The sequence below is a fragment of the Pseudolysinimonas sp. genome (assembly GCF_057350545.1).
In genome coordinates, this window is the sequence record NZ_JBMRCP010000112.1 from 1 (window position 1) to 14,430 (window position 14,430).

At 70.3% G+C, this 14,430-nt stretch carries 19 protein-coding genes; 14 read left to right on the forward strand and 5 right to left on the reverse strand.

The window, feature by feature from the left end; all coding sequences use genetic code 11:
* The 5 genes from ACO1X9_RS15310 to ACO1X9_RS15330 form a co-directional block, all read left to right on the forward strand.
* The coding region (locus tag ACO1X9_RS15310; RefSeq protein ID WP_486351717.1) for an adenine nucleotide alpha hydrolase family protein at nt 1-670 on the forward strand (670 nt) is incomplete at its 5' end.
* A gap of 15 nt (nt 671-685) precedes the next feature.
* Entirely contained in the window at nt 686-1,876 is a 1,191-nt protein-coding gene (locus tag ACO1X9_RS15315; protein WP_486351718.1) for an aminotransferase class I/II-fold pyridoxal phosphate-dependent enzyme, read from the forward strand.
* Nucleotides 1,877-1,920: 44 nt separating this feature from the next.
* A complete protein-coding gene (locus tag ACO1X9_RS15320) occupies nt 1,921-2,427 on the forward strand; it encodes a DUF2975 domain-containing protein (protein ID WP_486351719.1) in 507 nt (168 codons plus the stop codon).
* Nucleotides 2,427-2,633 (forward strand): helix-turn-helix domain-containing protein, encoded by a 207-nt coding sequence (locus ACO1X9_RS15325; RefSeq protein ID WP_486351720.1) that lies wholly within the window; start codon nt 2,427-2,429, stop codon nt 2,631-2,633. The genes ACO1X9_RS15320 and ACO1X9_RS15325 overlap by 1 nt, the downstream gene beginning before the upstream one ends.
* Entirely contained in the window at nt 2,633-3,049 is a 417-nt protein-coding gene (locus tag ACO1X9_RS15330) for a hypothetical protein (RefSeq protein ID WP_486351721.1), read from the forward strand. The genes ACO1X9_RS15325 and ACO1X9_RS15330 overlap by 1 nt, the downstream gene beginning before the upstream one ends.
* Here ACO1X9_RS15330 and ACO1X9_RS15335 read toward each other — a convergent pair.
* Complete coding sequence (locus ACO1X9_RS15335) at nt 3,007-3,573, reverse strand: mismatch-specific DNA-glycosylase (RefSeq protein ID WP_486351722.1); 567 nt, start codon at nt 3,571-3,573, stop codon at nt 3,007-3,009. The genes ACO1X9_RS15330 and ACO1X9_RS15335 overlap by 43 nt on opposite strands.
* Nucleotides 3,570-4,181: a dTMP kinase gene (gene tmk / locus ACO1X9_RS15340; protein ID WP_486351723.1), complete on the reverse strand. Its 612-nt coding sequence runs from the start codon at nt 4,179-4,181 to the stop codon at nt 3,570-3,572. The genes ACO1X9_RS15335 and tmk overlap by 4 nt, the downstream gene beginning before the upstream one ends.
* 32 nt (nt 4,182-4,213) lie before the next feature.
* On the opposite strand from tmk, the gene ACO1X9_RS15345 reads away from it, so the two are divergent.
* The gene (locus ACO1X9_RS15345) at nt 4,214-5,236 is read left to right on the forward strand and encodes an ATP-dependent DNA ligase (RefSeq protein ID WP_486351724.1); all 1,023 of its coding nucleotides are present in this window, start codon (nt 4,214-4,216) and stop codon (nt 5,234-5,236) included.
* 39 nt (nt 5,237-5,275) lie between these two features.
* Here ACO1X9_RS15345 and ligD read toward each other — a convergent pair whose 3' ends face one another.
* A complete protein-coding gene (ligD, locus tag ACO1X9_RS15350; RefSeq protein ID WP_486351725.1) occupies nt 5,276-6,310 on the reverse strand; it encodes a non-homologous end-joining DNA ligase in 1,035 nt (344 codons plus the stop codon).
* A 116-nt stretch (nt 6,311-6,426) separates the two neighbouring features.
* On the opposite strand from ligD, the gene ACO1X9_RS15355 reads away from it, so the two are divergent.
* Genes ACO1X9_RS15355 through ACO1X9_RS15370 form a run of 4 tightly spaced genes read left to right on the forward strand, consistent with a single transcriptional unit; the run spans nt 6,427 to nt 8,655 of the window.
* Entirely contained in the window at nt 6,427-6,756 is a 330-nt protein-coding gene (locus ACO1X9_RS15355; RefSeq protein WP_486351726.1) for a PadR family transcriptional regulator, read from the forward strand.
* A gap of 2 nt (nt 6,757-6,758) precedes the next feature.
* Nucleotides 6,759-7,127: a DUF1048 domain-containing protein gene (locus ACO1X9_RS15360; protein ID WP_486351727.1), complete on the forward strand. Its 369-nt coding sequence runs from the start codon at nt 6,759-6,761 to the stop codon at nt 7,125-7,127.
* A complete protein-coding gene (locus ACO1X9_RS15365; protein ID WP_486351728.1) occupies nt 7,124-7,891 on the forward strand; it encodes an ABC transporter ATP-binding protein in 768 nt (255 codons plus the stop codon). Before ACO1X9_RS15360 ends, ACO1X9_RS15365 begins: the two co-directional genes overlap by 4 nt.
* A complete protein-coding gene (locus ACO1X9_RS15370) occupies nt 7,888-8,655 on the forward strand; it encodes an ABC transporter permease (RefSeq protein WP_486351729.1) in 768 nt (255 codons plus the stop codon). Before ACO1X9_RS15365 ends, ACO1X9_RS15370 begins: the two co-directional genes overlap by 4 nt.
* Before the next feature lie 45 nt (nt 8,656-8,700).
* On the opposite strand, the gene ACO1X9_RS15375 is transcribed toward ACO1X9_RS15370, so the two are convergent.
* On the reverse strand, nt 8,701-10,437 hold the full coding sequence (locus tag ACO1X9_RS15375) for an L-aspartate oxidase (protein WP_486351730.1): 1,737 nt from the start codon (nt 10,435-10,437) through the stop codon (nt 8,701-8,703).
* A gap of 76 nt (nt 10,438-10,513) precedes the next feature.
* On the opposite strand from ACO1X9_RS15375, the gene ACO1X9_RS15380 reads away from it, so the two are divergent.
* The 4 genes from ACO1X9_RS15380 to ACO1X9_RS15395 all read left to right on the forward strand — a co-directional run bounded on the left by ACO1X9_RS15380 (nt 10,514) and on the right by ACO1X9_RS15395 (nt 13,914).
* Nucleotides 10,514-11,443, forward strand: coding sequence for a LysR family transcriptional regulator (locus ACO1X9_RS15380; protein ID WP_486351731.1), 930 nt, complete (start codon nt 10,514-10,516; stop codon nt 11,441-11,443).
* Nucleotides 11,444-11,621: 178 nt separating this feature from the next.
* Nucleotides 11,622-12,794, forward strand: coding sequence for an LLM class flavin-dependent oxidoreductase (locus tag ACO1X9_RS15385; RefSeq protein WP_486351732.1), 1,173 nt, complete (start codon nt 11,622-11,624; stop codon nt 12,792-12,794).
* Nucleotides 12,794-13,243 carry a MarR family winged helix-turn-helix transcriptional regulator gene (locus tag ACO1X9_RS15390; RefSeq protein ID WP_486351733.1) on the forward strand — a complete coding sequence of 150 codons (450 nt, stop codon included), beginning with the start codon at nt 12,794-12,796 and terminating at the stop codon, nt 13,241-13,243. Before ACO1X9_RS15385 ends, ACO1X9_RS15390 begins: the two co-directional genes overlap by 1 nt.
* Nucleotides 13,240-13,914 carry a CE1759 family FMN reductase gene (locus ACO1X9_RS15395; protein WP_486351734.1) on the forward strand — a complete coding sequence of 225 codons (675 nt, stop codon included), beginning with the start codon at nt 13,240-13,242 and terminating at the stop codon, nt 13,912-13,914. Before ACO1X9_RS15390 ends, ACO1X9_RS15395 begins: the two co-directional genes overlap by 4 nt.
* Before the next feature lie 21 nt (nt 13,915-13,935).
* Here the strand turns inward: ACO1X9_RS15395 and ACO1X9_RS15400 are convergent, their stop codons facing one another.
* Nucleotides 13,936-14,412, reverse strand: coding sequence for a cupin domain-containing protein (locus ACO1X9_RS15400; RefSeq protein ID WP_486351735.1), 477 nt, complete (start codon nt 14,410-14,412; stop codon nt 13,936-13,938).
* Nucleotides 14,413-14,430 lie beyond the last annotated feature (18 nt).

Sequence of the window (14,430 nt, forward strand, 5' to 3'; positions counted from 1 at the left end):
CGAGTACGCCGACGCTGTCGCTCTCGTCTACGAGGCGAACGCCATCGGTGGCCGCCACGGCCTCGGCGCCTCCGACCAGATCGAGAACCGCATCATCGAGGCGAAGAGCCGCGGCATCTACGAGGCCCCCGGCATGGCACTGCTGCACATCGCGTACGAGCGGCTGCTCAACGCGATCCACAACGAAGACACGGTCGCGAACTATCACAACGAGGGTCGCCGCCTCGGGCGCCTCATGTACGAGGGCCGCTGGCTCGACCCGCAGTCGCTCATGCTGCGCGAGTCGATCGTGCGCTGGGTCGCCTCCGCGATCACGGGCGAGGTGACGCTGCGCCTGCGTCGCGGCGACGACTACTCGATCCTCGACACCTCCGGGCCGGCGCTGAGCTACGCGCCCGACAAACTCTCGATGGAGCGCGTCGGCGATGCCGCCTTCGGCCCCGACGATCGCATCGGTCAGCTCACGATGCGCAACCTCGACATCGCCGACTCGCGTGCTCGGCTCGAGCAGTACGCGGCGGCGGGCATCATCGGCGGCGCGACCGCCGAGCTCGTCGGCGAGCTCGAGCCCGTCGCGCCACGCGACCTCGAGGGCGACGAGGCGACGGCGACGGAGGTCGCGACAGAGGAAGCCTCGGACTCGGCGGCCTTCGACGCCGGAACCGACTGACGCCGGCTGGCGCGCGTGGGCATCGACGGACCGTGGCGCCGCGTCGCCGCGGGCGCCGGCCTGCTATCCGCAGACGGATCGATCGCCACGACGGTGTTCAGCGAGATGACGGCCCTCGCCGCTCGGACCGGTTCGATCAACCTCGGTCAGGGTGCTCCCGACGAGGACGGCCCGCCCGAACTGCTCGAGGCCGCGCGGCAGGCGATCGCCGACGGAGTGAACCAGTACCCGCCCGGGCGCGGGATGCCGGTGCTGCGCGAGGCGATCGCGAGGCACCAGCGACGGTTCTACGACGTCGCCCTCGACCCGGATTCGGAGGTGCTCGTCACCGTCGGGGCGACCGAGGCGCTCGCGGCGACGATCCTCGCGCTCGTCGGCCCCGGCGACGACGTCGTCGTGTTCGAGCCGTACTACGACTCGTACGCCGCCGTCATCGCCCTCGCCGGGGCGCGGCTCGTGCCGGTGCCGCTCGAATGGCCGACCTGGGGCGTCGACGCCGACCGCCTGCGCGCCGCCGTCACCGATCGCACGCGTGTCATCCTCGTCAACGACCCGCACAATCCGACCGGCGCGGTGCTCGACGCCGCGACCCGCGAACTCCTCGTCGAGCTCGCCGAACGGCACGACGCCGTCATCGTCACCGACGAGGTCTACGAGCATCTGCGCTTCGACGGCGCCCACGTGCCGATCGCGGCCCTTCCGGGTGGTCGCGAGCGCACGGTCACCGTCTCCAGCGCGGGCAAGACCTTCTCCGCAACGGGCTGGAAGATCGGCTGGCTCACGGCGCCCGCCGCGCTCGTGACGGCCATCCTCACGGTCAAGCAGTTCTTGACCTACGCCGGCGGCAGCCCGTTCCAGCCCGCCGTCGCCGTGGCGCTCGACCTTCCCGACTCGTACTACGCCGGGATCGCCGCCGTCCTCGCGGCCAAGCGCGACCTCCTCAGCGGCGCGCTCGAAGCCACGGGTCTCGAGGTCTCGATCCCGTCCGGCTCGTACTTCGCCGTCGCCGACGCGCGGGCGCTCGGTGGGCACGACGCGGGCGCCTTCGTGCACCGGCTCGCGACCGAGGCCCGGGTGGTCGGCATCCCGGTCTCGGCGTTCGCGGCGACTCCCGAGAGCTACGCCGGCCTCGTGCGCTTCGCATTCTGCAAGCGTCCCGAGGTGCTGAGGGACGCCGCAGATCGGCTCGCTACGTGGAGCAGGTGACGGCATCTATTGCTTTTCGATAGCTTTCTATTGATACTCGATAGGTGACTGACTCCACCGCTCTCGAACTCCCCCGCCCCTGGCTGCCGATCGTGGTCGCGACCTACGTGGCCCTCGGCATCCTGTTCGTCGGCGTCGCCGTCGTGCAGTACGGCCTCTTCGTGCTCGCCGGCTACTACTCCGAAACCCTCCCCGAGTACGTGGAGTGGCAACTGCCCATCCTCATCCCGGCACTGCTCTTCGGCCTGTGCACCCAGGTCGGCATCGTCGCGACCGCCGTGCTCGTGTCACGCGTGCGGGCAGGACGGATGCTCGAGGATCGCGCCGTCCGCTGGGTCGACGTGCTCGTCGGAGCGGTGACCGTCGCCGGGCTCCTCACCGTCGTGCTGTCGATCGTGTTCCGGCTCGCCGACGCCCTGCCGCCCGGCGTCATGCTGCTGCTCGTGCTCGGCGGCGTCGGGCTGCTCGTGCTCGACCTGCTGCTGCTCGTGCTGCGCTCGCTGCTGCGCCGCGCCATCCTGCTGCGTGCCGAGCTCGACGAGGTCGTCTGATGGCGATCCGCATCTCCATCGACAGGCTGCTCGTCGAGCGCGGGATGGGCGTCGGCGAGTTCGCCGAGGCGATCGGCATCACGCCCGCGAACGTCGCGGTGCTCAAGAACGGTCGGGCGAAGGCCGTGCGGTTCTCGACGCTCGACGCCATGTGCCGCGTGCTCGAGTGCCAGCCCGGCGACCTGCTGCGCTACGAGGAGAGCTGATGGCACGGCGCCTCGGCGTGCTGCTCGCCGCAACGGCCATCGTGACCCTCGGCATCCTCGAGGCCGCGCTGGGCGCCTGGGCTGAGCAGACGGCGGCGCACTATCCCGAGGTCGAGGGGCTCCAGGTTCCGGTGCTCGCGCTCGCGGTCACGTTCTGCGCGGTCGGGCAGGTGGCGTCGCTCGTCGCGCTCCTCGGCGTCGGCCGCGCGACCCGCCCGGTCGTCGCCGCCCTCCTGCTCGTGATGGCGGGCCTGCTCGTCGCGATCGTCGCCGTGACGATGGCGTGGAACGCGACACCGCCCCTCGTCGCGCTCGGCGGGTGGGGTGGGGCGATCGCGCTCACCGTGGGCGCCGGTGCGTTCACCCTGCGCCGTCAGCGCGGCAGCACTCCCGCGGCGCGGGCCGGCTCGGCGTAGGCCGCCGCGAGCGACGCGACGGTGTCGTGCGCGTTGAGGCCGCTCGGGTTCGGCACGACCCACAGGCGTGCTCCCTCCAGCCCGTTGGGCTGCTCCCCCGTCGTGGCCTTCGGCAGCCGGAACGCGTCGCGGTAGGCCGAGACGCCGACGATCGCGACGACCGGCGGGGTGACGAGACGCACGAGCTCGACGAGCCGCGCGGCGCCCTCGTGCAGCTGCTCGCGCGTGAGCTCGTCGGCACGGGCGCTCGCGAAGGCGACGAGGTTGGTGATGCCGATCCCGGCCGCGCCGAGCAGCGTCTGCGCGTCGGCCGGGGTGCCGTCGAGCACCGGCACACGCGGCAGGATGCCGGCCGCGACCAGCGCGGGGTAGAAGCGGTTGCCGGGTCGACCGAAGTGCGTGCCCGTCGCCGCGGTCACGAGCCCCGGGTTGATGCCGACGAACAGCAGACGGAGCGGATCGGGCAGGAAGTCGGGGACGGTCGTCCCGTGGAACGCCTCGAGCTCGGCCCGCGTGAATCTCACGATCGGAACGGTGCCAGCGCTGTCCAGATCGCGTCGGCGACCGACTCGCGGTCGGCATCCCCGTCGACCTCGACCAGCGTGCCGAGCGGGATGTCGCTCGCGAACGCCTGCACGTACAGCTCGCGCGCCTTCTCGAGGGCCGACGCCTGGTCGAAAGGTCCGGTGTTGAACTCGCCCCGGGCCTCGAGGCGCGCGACGCATGACGCCACGGGCGTGTCGACGAAGATCGTCGCGTCGGGTTCCATCGCGCGCGTGTTGAGCGTGCGCACCCAGTCGAACGGCAGCCCCTGCGAGGTCTGGTAGGCGAGCGACGACGCCACGTAGCGGTCGCTCACGACCCAGGTGCCGGCCTCCAGCTGGCCTCGGATCTCGACCGTGTGCTCGATGCGGTCGGCGGCGAAGGTGAGCGCGACCGTCTCCGGCTCGAAGTGCGCGCGGCCGTCGGTGAACGAGCGGGCGATCCTGCCGATCACACCGTCGGTCGGTTCCTTCGTGAGCTCGACCGCGATGCCGTGCTCGAGCAGGCGGGCGGCGAGGAGGGCGCCCTGCGTCGTGGTGCCGGCGCCGTCGAGGCCCTCGAGCACGATGAATCTGCCGCGGGTGCTCACGCATCCGATGCTACCGGCGGGAGAATCGGAGGATGGCCGCCCTCCCCGCACCGATGCTCGCCAAGTCCGTCGACAAGCTGCCCGAGGGCGACCTGCTGTACGAACCCAAGTGGGACGGCTTCCGCGGACTCGTCGCGATCACCTCGGAGGGGGTGGAGATCGGCAGTCGCGGTGACAAGCCGCTCACGCGCTACTTCCCCGAGCTCGTCGAGGCGTTCGGACGTCTGCTGCCGCCGTGCGTGCTCGACGGCGAGATCGTCGTCACGATCGAGTGGGAGGGACGCCGTCGGCTGCACTGGGACTCGCTCACGCAGCGCATCCACCCCGCCGCCTCGCGGGTCGAGAAGCTGTCGATCGAGACCCCGGCATCCTTCGTCGCCTTCGACGTGCTCTCGATCGGTGACCTCGACCTCTCCGGCCTCCCGCTCTCGGAGCGACGTGCGGCCCTCGAGGAGCTGTTCGCCGAGGTGCCCGCTCCGCTGCACCTGACCCGCACGACGCGAGACCCCGAGCTCGCCCGCCGCTGGCTCGACGAGTTCGAGGGCGCGGGGCTGGATGGCGTGGTCGCGAAGCCGCTCGGCGACCCGTACCTGCCGAACAAGCGCGCGATGTTCAAGATCAAGCACAAGCGCACCGCAGATGTCGTCCTCCTCGGCTACCGACTCCACAAGTCGGGCGAGGGCGTCGGGTCGCTCCTCGTCGGGCTGTACCACGACGGGCAGCTGCGGGCGGTCGGCGGGGTCTCGGCGTTCAGCAACGCGCGGCGACTCGAGCTCATCGACGAGCTCGCGCCGCTGATCGTGCGCGACGACGAGGGTGCCGTCGCCACCGGTGAGAAGGAGCGCAGCCGGTTCAACGCCGCCAACAAGGACACGTCGTTCGTGCGGCTGCGGCCCGAGCGGGTGCTCGAGGTGCGCTACGACCAGATGGAGGCGGGGCGTTTCCGGCACACCGTGCAGTTCGAGCGCTGGCGCCCGGATCGCGACCCTGAGTCGTGCACGTATGACCAGCTCGACGTCCCCGCGGTCTACGACCTGGACGACGTGCTGCAGTAGGTCTCGACACGCGGCTTCGCCGCTACTCGACCACCGAGTTCAGAGCGGGTTGCCGTCGGCATCCCAGTTGTCGGCGTTCTTCTTGCTCGGCTGCACGCGTGGCGGCTCCCCCGGCATCTTCGGGAAGTCGGGCGGGAACGGCAGCTCCCCCCGTCCGTCGGCGACGTCCCGCTCCCACCACTCGAGCAGCGTGTCGAGGCGGCCCGGCTTCTCGGCGAACGACGCCCATGGGTCGCCGACCGAGCGCAGCCGCTCCGGCACCGTGAGCACGGTGAAGTCGCGGGGATCGACGTGCTCGAGCTCGTCCCAGGTGATCGGCGTCGACACCGGGGCGTGCGGCAGCGCGCGCGGGCTGTAGGCCCCGGCGATCGTGCGATCGCGGTTCGCCTGGTTGAAGTCGACGAACACCTTCTCGCCGCGCTCCTCCTTCCACCACGACGTCGTCACGCGGTCGGGCATCCGCCGTTCGAGCTCGCGCGCCGCGGCGATCACGGCGTGCCGCACGTCGAGGAACTCCCACTCGGGCACGATCGGCGCGTACAGGTGGATGCCGCGGTTGCCGGAGGTCTTGATCCACCCCTCGAGTCCGGCTTCGCGGAGCACGTCGCGCATCGCGAGCGCGGCGGGGACGGCCTCCGCGAACCCCGTGCCAGGCTGCGGATCGAGGTCGATGCGCACCTGGTCGGGGTTGTCGGTGTCGGCGGTGCGGGCGGGCCACGGGTGGAACACGACCGTGTTCATCTGCACGGCCCAGACGATCGAGGCCGGCTCATCGAGCACGACGAGCGGATGCGACCGCGCGCTGGGGAAGACGACCGGCACGCTGCGCAGCCACTCGGGCGCGCCCTTCGGCGGGTTCTTGGAGAAGAAGCTGTCGCCGTCGACGCCCTCCGAGTAGCGCTCGAGCGCGACGGGCCGGTCGCCGTTCGCGGCGAGGAACGCGTCGGCGACGGCGATCGCGTACTCGGCGAGCCCCTGCTTCGTGATGCCCACCTCGGGCCAGAGCACGCGGTCGGGACTCGAGAGCCTCACCGTGCGTCCGGCGACCTCGAGCTGGACGGGAGTGCCTGCCATTCCCCCATCCTGACGCGCGCTGACGACATCCACTATTCAGTGTTGCCAAGTACCGGTACTCAGTGTTACTGTCTACCGGTAGTCAGCATCACTGAATAGTCGAAAGGAGATGCCGGATGCCCAAGCAGATCACCGAGATGCTCAAAGGGACACTCGAAGGCATCGTCCTCGCGATCCTGAGCGGCCGTGCCGCCTACGGATACGAGATCACGGCCTGGCTCCGAGAGCAGGGCTTCACCGACATCGCCGAAGGCACCGTCTACGCCCTCCTCGTGAGGGTCGAGCAGCGCGGCCTCGTCGACGTCGAGAAGGTGCCCTCGGAGAAGGGCCCGCCGCGCAAGGTGTACTCGCTCAACGCCGCCGGCCGCGAGTACTTGGACGAGTTCTGGGGGACGTGGAGCTTCCTCGCAGAACGACTGGAACAGCTCCGCACCGAAGGGAATTGACCATGGCGAAGAACCCGCTCGAGCTGATCATCGGCTCGTTCGACGACAAGAAGCAGTGGCGCGCCTACAAGGCGCGCGTGAAGGGGTTTCCGGAGCCCTACCGCACGACGGTCTCCGCTATCGAGCGGTACCTCATGCACTCGGGCGACACCCCGACCGACTGGGCCCAGGCCCAGAGGATGTTCGACGACCTCGCCGACCTGTTCGACCGCGCGGCCGCGGACGGCACCCCCGTGCGCGACATCGTCGGCGACGACCCGCTCGAGTTCGTCGAGACCTTCGTCGCGACGTACTCCGACGGCGGGTGGATCGGCAAGGAACGCGACCGCCTCCGCTCGACGATCACGCGCGCCGAGCAGGCCGGATCATGAGCGCCGCCATCCAGGCCTCGGGTATCGAGAAGTCGTACAAGAAGCTGCACGTGCTGAAGGGTGTCGACCTCGAGGTCGAGCGCGGGAGCATCTTCGCGTTGCTCGGCTCGAACGGGGCCGGCAAGACGACGCTCGTGCGCATCCTCGCGACGCTCCTGACGGCGGATGCCGGCACCGCGACGGTCGACGGGCACGACGTGGCGACACACGGTGCGCAGGTGCGCGGGTCGATCAGCCTGACCGGGCAGTTCGCCGCCGTCGACGGCGTGCTGACGGGGCGCGAGAACCTCGTGCTCGTCGCGCGCCTGCGCCACCTGCCCGACCCGGGCACCATCGCCGACGGCCTGCTCGCGCGGTTCTCACTCACCGAAGCGGGCGGGCGCCGAGTGGCGACCTACTCGGGCGGCATGCGCCGCCGACTCGACATCGCGATGAGCCTCATCGGGGATCCCCCCGTGATCTTCCTCGACGAGCCGACGACCGGCCTCGACCCGGAGGCGCGGCTCGAGGTGTGGCAGACGATCCGCGACCTCGCCGGGCAGGGCACGACAGTGCTGCTCACGACGCAGTACCTCGAGGAGGCGGAGGCGCTCGCCGACCGCATCGCGATCTTGCACCGCGGACGCATCGTGCAGAACGGCACGCTCGCGGAACTCAAGGCGCTCCTGCCACCCGCCGAGAAGCAGTACATCGAGAAGCAGCCGAGCCTCGAGGACGTGTTCTTCGCGGTGACGGGACAGAAGGACGAGGAGGACGCGGCATGAACGCGCTGAGAGACACCGTGGCCCTCACCGGCCGTTCGTTGACGCACATCCTGCGCAGCCCCGACACGATCATCACGACCGCGGTCATGCCGATCGGGTTCATGCTGCTGTTCGTCTTCGTCTTCGGCGGCGCGATCGACACCGGCTCGGGCGCGGGCGAAGGCTCGTACGTCGACTACCTGTTGCCCGGCATCCTGCTCATCACGATCGCGTCGGGCATCGCCTACACGGCGTACCGGCTGTTCCTCGACCTGCAGGGCGGCATCTTCGAGCGCTTCCAGTCGATGCCGATCGCACGGTCGTCGGTGCTCTGGGCGCACGTGCTGACCTCGGTCGTTGCAAACGTGGTGTCGCTCGCGATCGTCGTCGGCGTCGCGCTCATCCTCGGCTTCCGCTCGGGTGCCGGAGTGCTCGCGTGGCTCGCCGTGGCCGGCATCCTCGTGCTGTTCACGCTCGCGCTCACCTGGATCGCGATCATCCCGGGCCTCACGGCGAAGTCGGTCGACGGCGCGAGCGCGTTCTCGTACCCGCTCATCTTCCTGCCGTTCCTCAGCTCGGCATTCGTGCCGACCGAGTCGATGCCGGGGCCCGTGCGCTGGTTCGCCGAGAATCAGCCGGTGACGTCGATCGTGAACGCGATCCGGGCGCTCCTCGCCGAGCAGCCCGTGGGGGTCGACATCTGGATCGCGCTCGCGTGGTGCGTCGGCATCCTGCTCGTCGCGTACGTGGTGTCGAACCTCGTCTACCGCAGCAAGATCTCGTAGCGGGGTCTCGACACGCCGCCTGCGGCGGCTACTCGACCACCGAGGTCACTCGACGAGCTTGCCCGCGTCCGACACGTCGCGCATGAGGGAGGCGATCTCTTCCGGAACGGGAGAGATCGCCTCCCTCGTCACGGTGTCGTCGGCCGACCAGACCAGATTCACCTGGAGCTCCGGGTCGGTGTCGGGGTAGTCGCTGCGGTTGTGGCAGCCACGGGTCTCGCGTCGTTCGAGCGCCGCACGCAGCGTCGCGCGGGCAGCGAGCGCCGAGGCCTTGAGGTCGAACGCGTGCGCGAGGTCGTGGTAGCCGGCGACGTCGGGATGCACGCCGATGTCGGACATCCGGGCCTCGATCGCGTCGAGCTCCGCGAGCCCCGCCCGCAGACCCTCCTCGTCGCGCACGACCCCGGCGTGTTCGGTCATCGTGTCGCGGATCGCCCGCTGGAGCGCGCGCACGTTCTCCGGGCCATCGGCCGCGAGCAGCCCGTCGACCTCGGCCCTGCCTTCCTCGACCGCGGCGGTCGAGCGCTTCTGGGCGTCGAGCCCCGCGGAGTACGCCGATGCCGCCTCCCCGACGATCCGCCCGTAGACGAGCAGCTCGATCAGCGAGTTGCCGCCGAGGCGGTTGGCGCCGTGGAGTCCCGACGACGCCTCGCCGATCGCGTAGAGCCCGGGCACGTCGGTGCGGTGATCCTCGGGACGCACCCACACCCCGCCCATCGAGTAGTGCGCCGTCGGGGCGATCTCGATCGGCTCCTTCGTGATGTCGAGCATCTGCAGCTCGAGCATGGTCTGGTACACACGCGGCAGTCGCTCCATGATCGTCTCGCGCGGCAGGTGGGAGACATCCAGCCACACCCCGCCGTTCGGGGTCCCGCGACCCTCCTTGATCTCGGTGTAGCAGGCGAGCGCGACGCGGTCGCGGGTCGACAGCTCGAGCCGCTCGGGGTCGTACTTGGCCATGAACCGCTCCCCCAGCGCGTTGCGCAGGATGCCGCCCTCGCCGCGCGCCGCCTCCGAGATGAGGGTGCCCGCGGCGTGCGACGGCTCGAGGATGCCGGACGGGTGGAACTGCACGAGCTCCGGGTCGCGCAGGCGCCCGCCCGCGAGCACGGCGAGCCGGAACGAGTCACCCGTGTTCTCGTCGCGGCGGGACGACGTGCGTCGCCAGATGCGGTTGTGACCGCCGGCCGCGAGGATGACGGCGTCGGCGTGGATGAGGTAGCGCGTGCCGTCGTCGAGGTCGAAGCCGTACGCGCCGAACGCGACGCCGTCCTCGTTGACGAGGATGCGGGTGACGTAGACGGTGTCGAGGATCGGGATGTCGAGCTGCGCCGCACGGTTCACGAGGGTGCGCTGGATCTCCAGGCCCGTGTAGTCGCCCGCGAACGCCGTACGGCGGTAGGTGTGGGCGCCGAAGAAGCGTTGCGAGATGCGGCCGTCGTCCTCGCGCGCGAACGGCATCCCGTACCGCTCGAGGTCGTCGATGCCGCGCGCCGCGCCCTCGGTGACGACCTGTACGGTGTGCGGGTCGGCGAGGAGATACGACTCCTGGATCGTGTCGGCGGCGTGCTGCTGCCAGCTGTCCTCAGGGTCCATCGTCGCGAGAGCGGCGTTGATGCCGCCGGCCGCGAGGGATGTGTGAGCGTCGTTCTTCGCGCGCTTCCCGAGCACGAGCACCTCGGTGCCGAGCTCGGCGAGCTCGATCGCGGCGCGCAGCCCCGACCCGCCCGCGCCGATCACGAGCACGGAGGTGGAGAGGCGACGTTCGGAGGGGGAAGTCATGTGTCCACGGTACGGAGCAGGCCTCGATAACTCCAATGCATCTTTGGCCTGTGATTCATGCAGTTACGCTATGTTGATGAACCTGGAACAGTTGCGCGGCTTCGTCGAGATCGCCCGCGTCGGCCGTTTCACGCAGGCGGCGGACATCCTGCACCTCGCCCAGCCTTCGCTGAGCCGCCAGATCGCCGCGCTCGAGCAGGACCTCGGCGCGGCGCTGTTCACGCGCGGCCCGGCGGGCGCGTCACTGACCACGGCGGGTGAGTCGCTGCTCCCCTGGGCTCGGCGCATGCTGAGCGACGCGGCGTCGGCGCGTCGGGAGCTCGGCGAACTCGCCGGGCTCGAGCGCGGCAGGGTGAGACTCGGAGCCACCCCGACGCTGTGCATCAGCCTCGTCGCCGAGACCCTCAGCGGTTTCCACGCGGACCATCCGGCGATCGAGCTGGCGCTCGTCGAGCAGGGCTCGCTGCGACTGCTCGCCGACCTCGCCGCGGGCGAGCTCGACCTCGCGCTCGTGACGACCTCGGGCCCGTCCGACCCCGGACGCGTCACGCTCGAACCCCTCCTCACCGAGGAGCTCGTCGTGATCTCGTCGGCGCGCTCGCCTCTGCTGCGCGGTCGAGTCGACATCGGGCTCGCCGAGGTCGCGGACCTGCCCCAGATCGTCTTCAGCTCGACGTACGACCTGCGGGCGGCGACCGACGCGGCCTTCGACGGGGCCGGACTCGCTCCTCGCGTCGTTCTGGAGGGCGCTGAGATGGATGCCGTGCTCCGCTTCGTCGAGCGAGGCCTCGGCATCGCGATCGTGCCCGCGATCGTGTTGCTCGACCGTCCGGGACTGCGCTCGGTGCGACTCACGGCGCCCGCGCTCACCCGCACGATCAGCCTTGCGACCCCGAGCGGAGTCGCACCCACGGCCGCCGCCGCAGCGATGCGGAGCGCCATCGTCGCCACCGCGACCACGCTCGCCTCGCGCGCCGAAGCGACCATGAAACTCGCGACCGCCTGAGCCTTCTGGCCTCGACTCCCTCGATTCGCGTCGGCGACGTGGGAGCTCGCACGTGGGCTCGACGCATATCGGAGTTCTCGGCATCCCTCACGCCGGCTCGGGGAATACCGGGATGCCCGCCGCGTTACACTTCCATGCAAACGCATATAACTACCTCAGCAGGAAAGATGTGATCCCCATGCAGTTCGGAGTGTTCTCGGTCAGCGACATCACGCGCGACCCGGTCTCGGGCGAGACCCCGAGCGAGGCGGCGCGCATCAAGGCCGCGGTCGCGATCGCGAAGAAGACCGAAGAGGTGGGACTGGATGTCTTCGCCATCGGCGAGCACCACAACCCGCCGTTCTTCTCCTCCTCCCCCACGACCCTCCTCGCCTACCTCGCCGCGGCGACGACCACGCTGCACCTCACGACGTCGACGACGCTCATCACCACGAACGACCCGGTGAAGATCGCCGAGGACTACGCGATGCTGCAGCACCTCGCCGACGGCCGTATGGACCTCATGCTCGGCCGCGGCAACACCGGCCCGGTCTATCCGTGGTTCGGCCAGGACATCCGGCAGAGCCTCCCGCTCGCCCTCGAGAACTACAACCTGCTGCACCGCCTGTGGCGCGAAGACGTCGTCGACTGGGAGGGTAGCTTCCGCACGCCGCTCCAAGGCTTCACCTCGACGCCGCGTCCCCTCGACGACGTGCCGCCGTTCGTCTGGCACGGCAGCATCCGCACGCCGGAGATCGCCGAGCAGGCCGCCTTCTACGGCGACGGGTTCTTCGCGAACCACATCTTCTGGCCGAAGGAGCACTACCAGCGGCTCATCGAGTTCTACCGTCAGCGCTTCGAGCACTACGGTCACGGCACCGCGAAGCAGGCGATCGTGGGCTTGGGCGGTCAGGCCTTCATCGCCAAGAAGTCGCAGGATGCGCGGGATGCGTTCCGCCCGTACTTCAACGAAGCCCCGGTGTACGGACACGGCCCGAAGATGGAGGACTTCGCCACGCAGACCCCGCTCTCCGTGGGATCGCCGCAGGAGGTCATCGACAAGACGCTGACCTTCCGCGAGTCGTTCGGCGACTACCAGCGGCAGCTGTTCCTCATCGACCACGCGGGGCTCCCGCTGCCGATGGTGCTCGAGCAGCTCGAGTTGCTCGGCGGCGAGGTCGTGCCCGTGCTCCGCACGGAGCTCGCCGCGCTACGCGACCCCGAGGTGCCCGACGCCCCGACGCACGCGTCGCTCGTGACGGCCAAGTACGGCGACGAGGCCCCGCGCCAGCCGAAGCCGAACGCCAACCGCGGCGACAACGTGACGGGCGGATCCCCCTACCAGGACACCGCCGCCACCGAGGCGGCCTGATGTCCGGGCGGGCTCGGCTCGCGAACGACGCGTGGGAGTCGCTGCTCACCGTGCACGCGAGCTTCATGAAGTCGTTCGCGGCCGAGCCCATCTGGGATGACGTGTCGCTCAAGGAGTACGACGTGCTCTACGCGCTCTCGAAGGCCGACGGACCCGTGCGACTCACCGATCTCCACCGACGCGTGCTGCTCAGTCAGCCGGCGCTGTCGCGGTTGGTCGACCGTCTCGTCGTGCGAGGCCTCGTGGAGCGCTGTGAGGATGCGGGCGACCGCCGCGTGGTGCGGCTCGCCCTCACCGCGGCAGGCCGTGACGCGCAACGCACCGTCGGTCGCGCGCACGCGCAGGACGTCGCCGCCGCTATGACCGCGGCGGGCGTCAGCGACGCCGACCTGCACGAACTGGAAAGGATCACCCGAGCGCTGCTCGGGACGAAGGAGAACCCACCATGACCACCCTCGTCGTCGTGAGCGCCGGGACGAGCGACCCGTCGTCGACCCGCCTGCTCGCCGACCGCACCGCCCAGCGTGTGGCCGCTCTCGCCGCCGAGAACGCGGAGGCACTCGACATCCGCGTCGTCGACCTGCGCGAGATCGCCGGGGAGGTGACCACGGCACTCGTGTCGCAACACGTGGGGCCGGGGCTGCGGGCCGCGATGGATGCCGTGGCCGCCGCCGACGGGATCGTCGCGAGCACGCCCGTCTACGCCGCGGGACCGAGCGGGTTGTTCACGTCGTTCTTCCAGATCCTCGAGACCGACACGCTCATCGGGACGCCCGTCATCCTCGCGGCGACCGCGGGGACCGCCCGGCACGCCCTCGTCGCCGACGACCAGATGCGTGGGATGTTCGGCTACCTGAGGGCGATGACCGTGCCGACAGCGCTCTTCGCCGCGCCGGAGGATTGGGCCGACAAGGCCCTGGCCGGCCGGATCGACCGCGCCGCGCTCGAGCTCGTGACGCTCATGCGCGCCGGCGTCGCGGCGACGATCCGATCGGGCAACTCGGCGAAGTACCAGACGCAGTTCGGCTCGAAGAACGATCCCGGGATCGACTTCGACAGCGATCTCATGCGCCTCGCGGCGGGAGGTTCGCCGGCGCCGAAGGGTCCGCGCCGGATCTGACCCCACCCGCCGCGGGTCGGCTCACCCCGTGCACTTCGCGAGGTCGGTCTCGGCGAGCGGGTCGCCCTCGGGCGTGACGTAGGTGACGTCGAGCACGGTGTCGACGTCACCTTCGTTCCTGCCCTCGTGCACGTAGCCGGCACCCTCGATGAGCGCGTCACCGACCCGATAGACGTGGACCCCCGTGGGGTAGATCGGCGCGTAGTGGGTCAGCTCGCCGCTCTCGACCGTGGCGATCAGATTGCCGTAGTGGCAGTGCAGGCCCGTGCCTGCCCCGGGTTCGATCGTGATGAGCCGATGGTTCACCTGCACGGGACCCGGGAACTCGATGGCGACTGCTCCGGGGAGGTCGCCTTCGCTCAGCTCTTCGGCGGTCACCGGCGCCGAAGTGGCGGAAGCCGCGGTGGGCGACGACGCGGGGGCCGTCACGTCGTCCGCCGCGCAGCCGACCACGGCCAGGAGGAGCAGCGGAAGCAGGACGGACGCGCGGAGTCTCATCACCTCACCGTAGCCGCG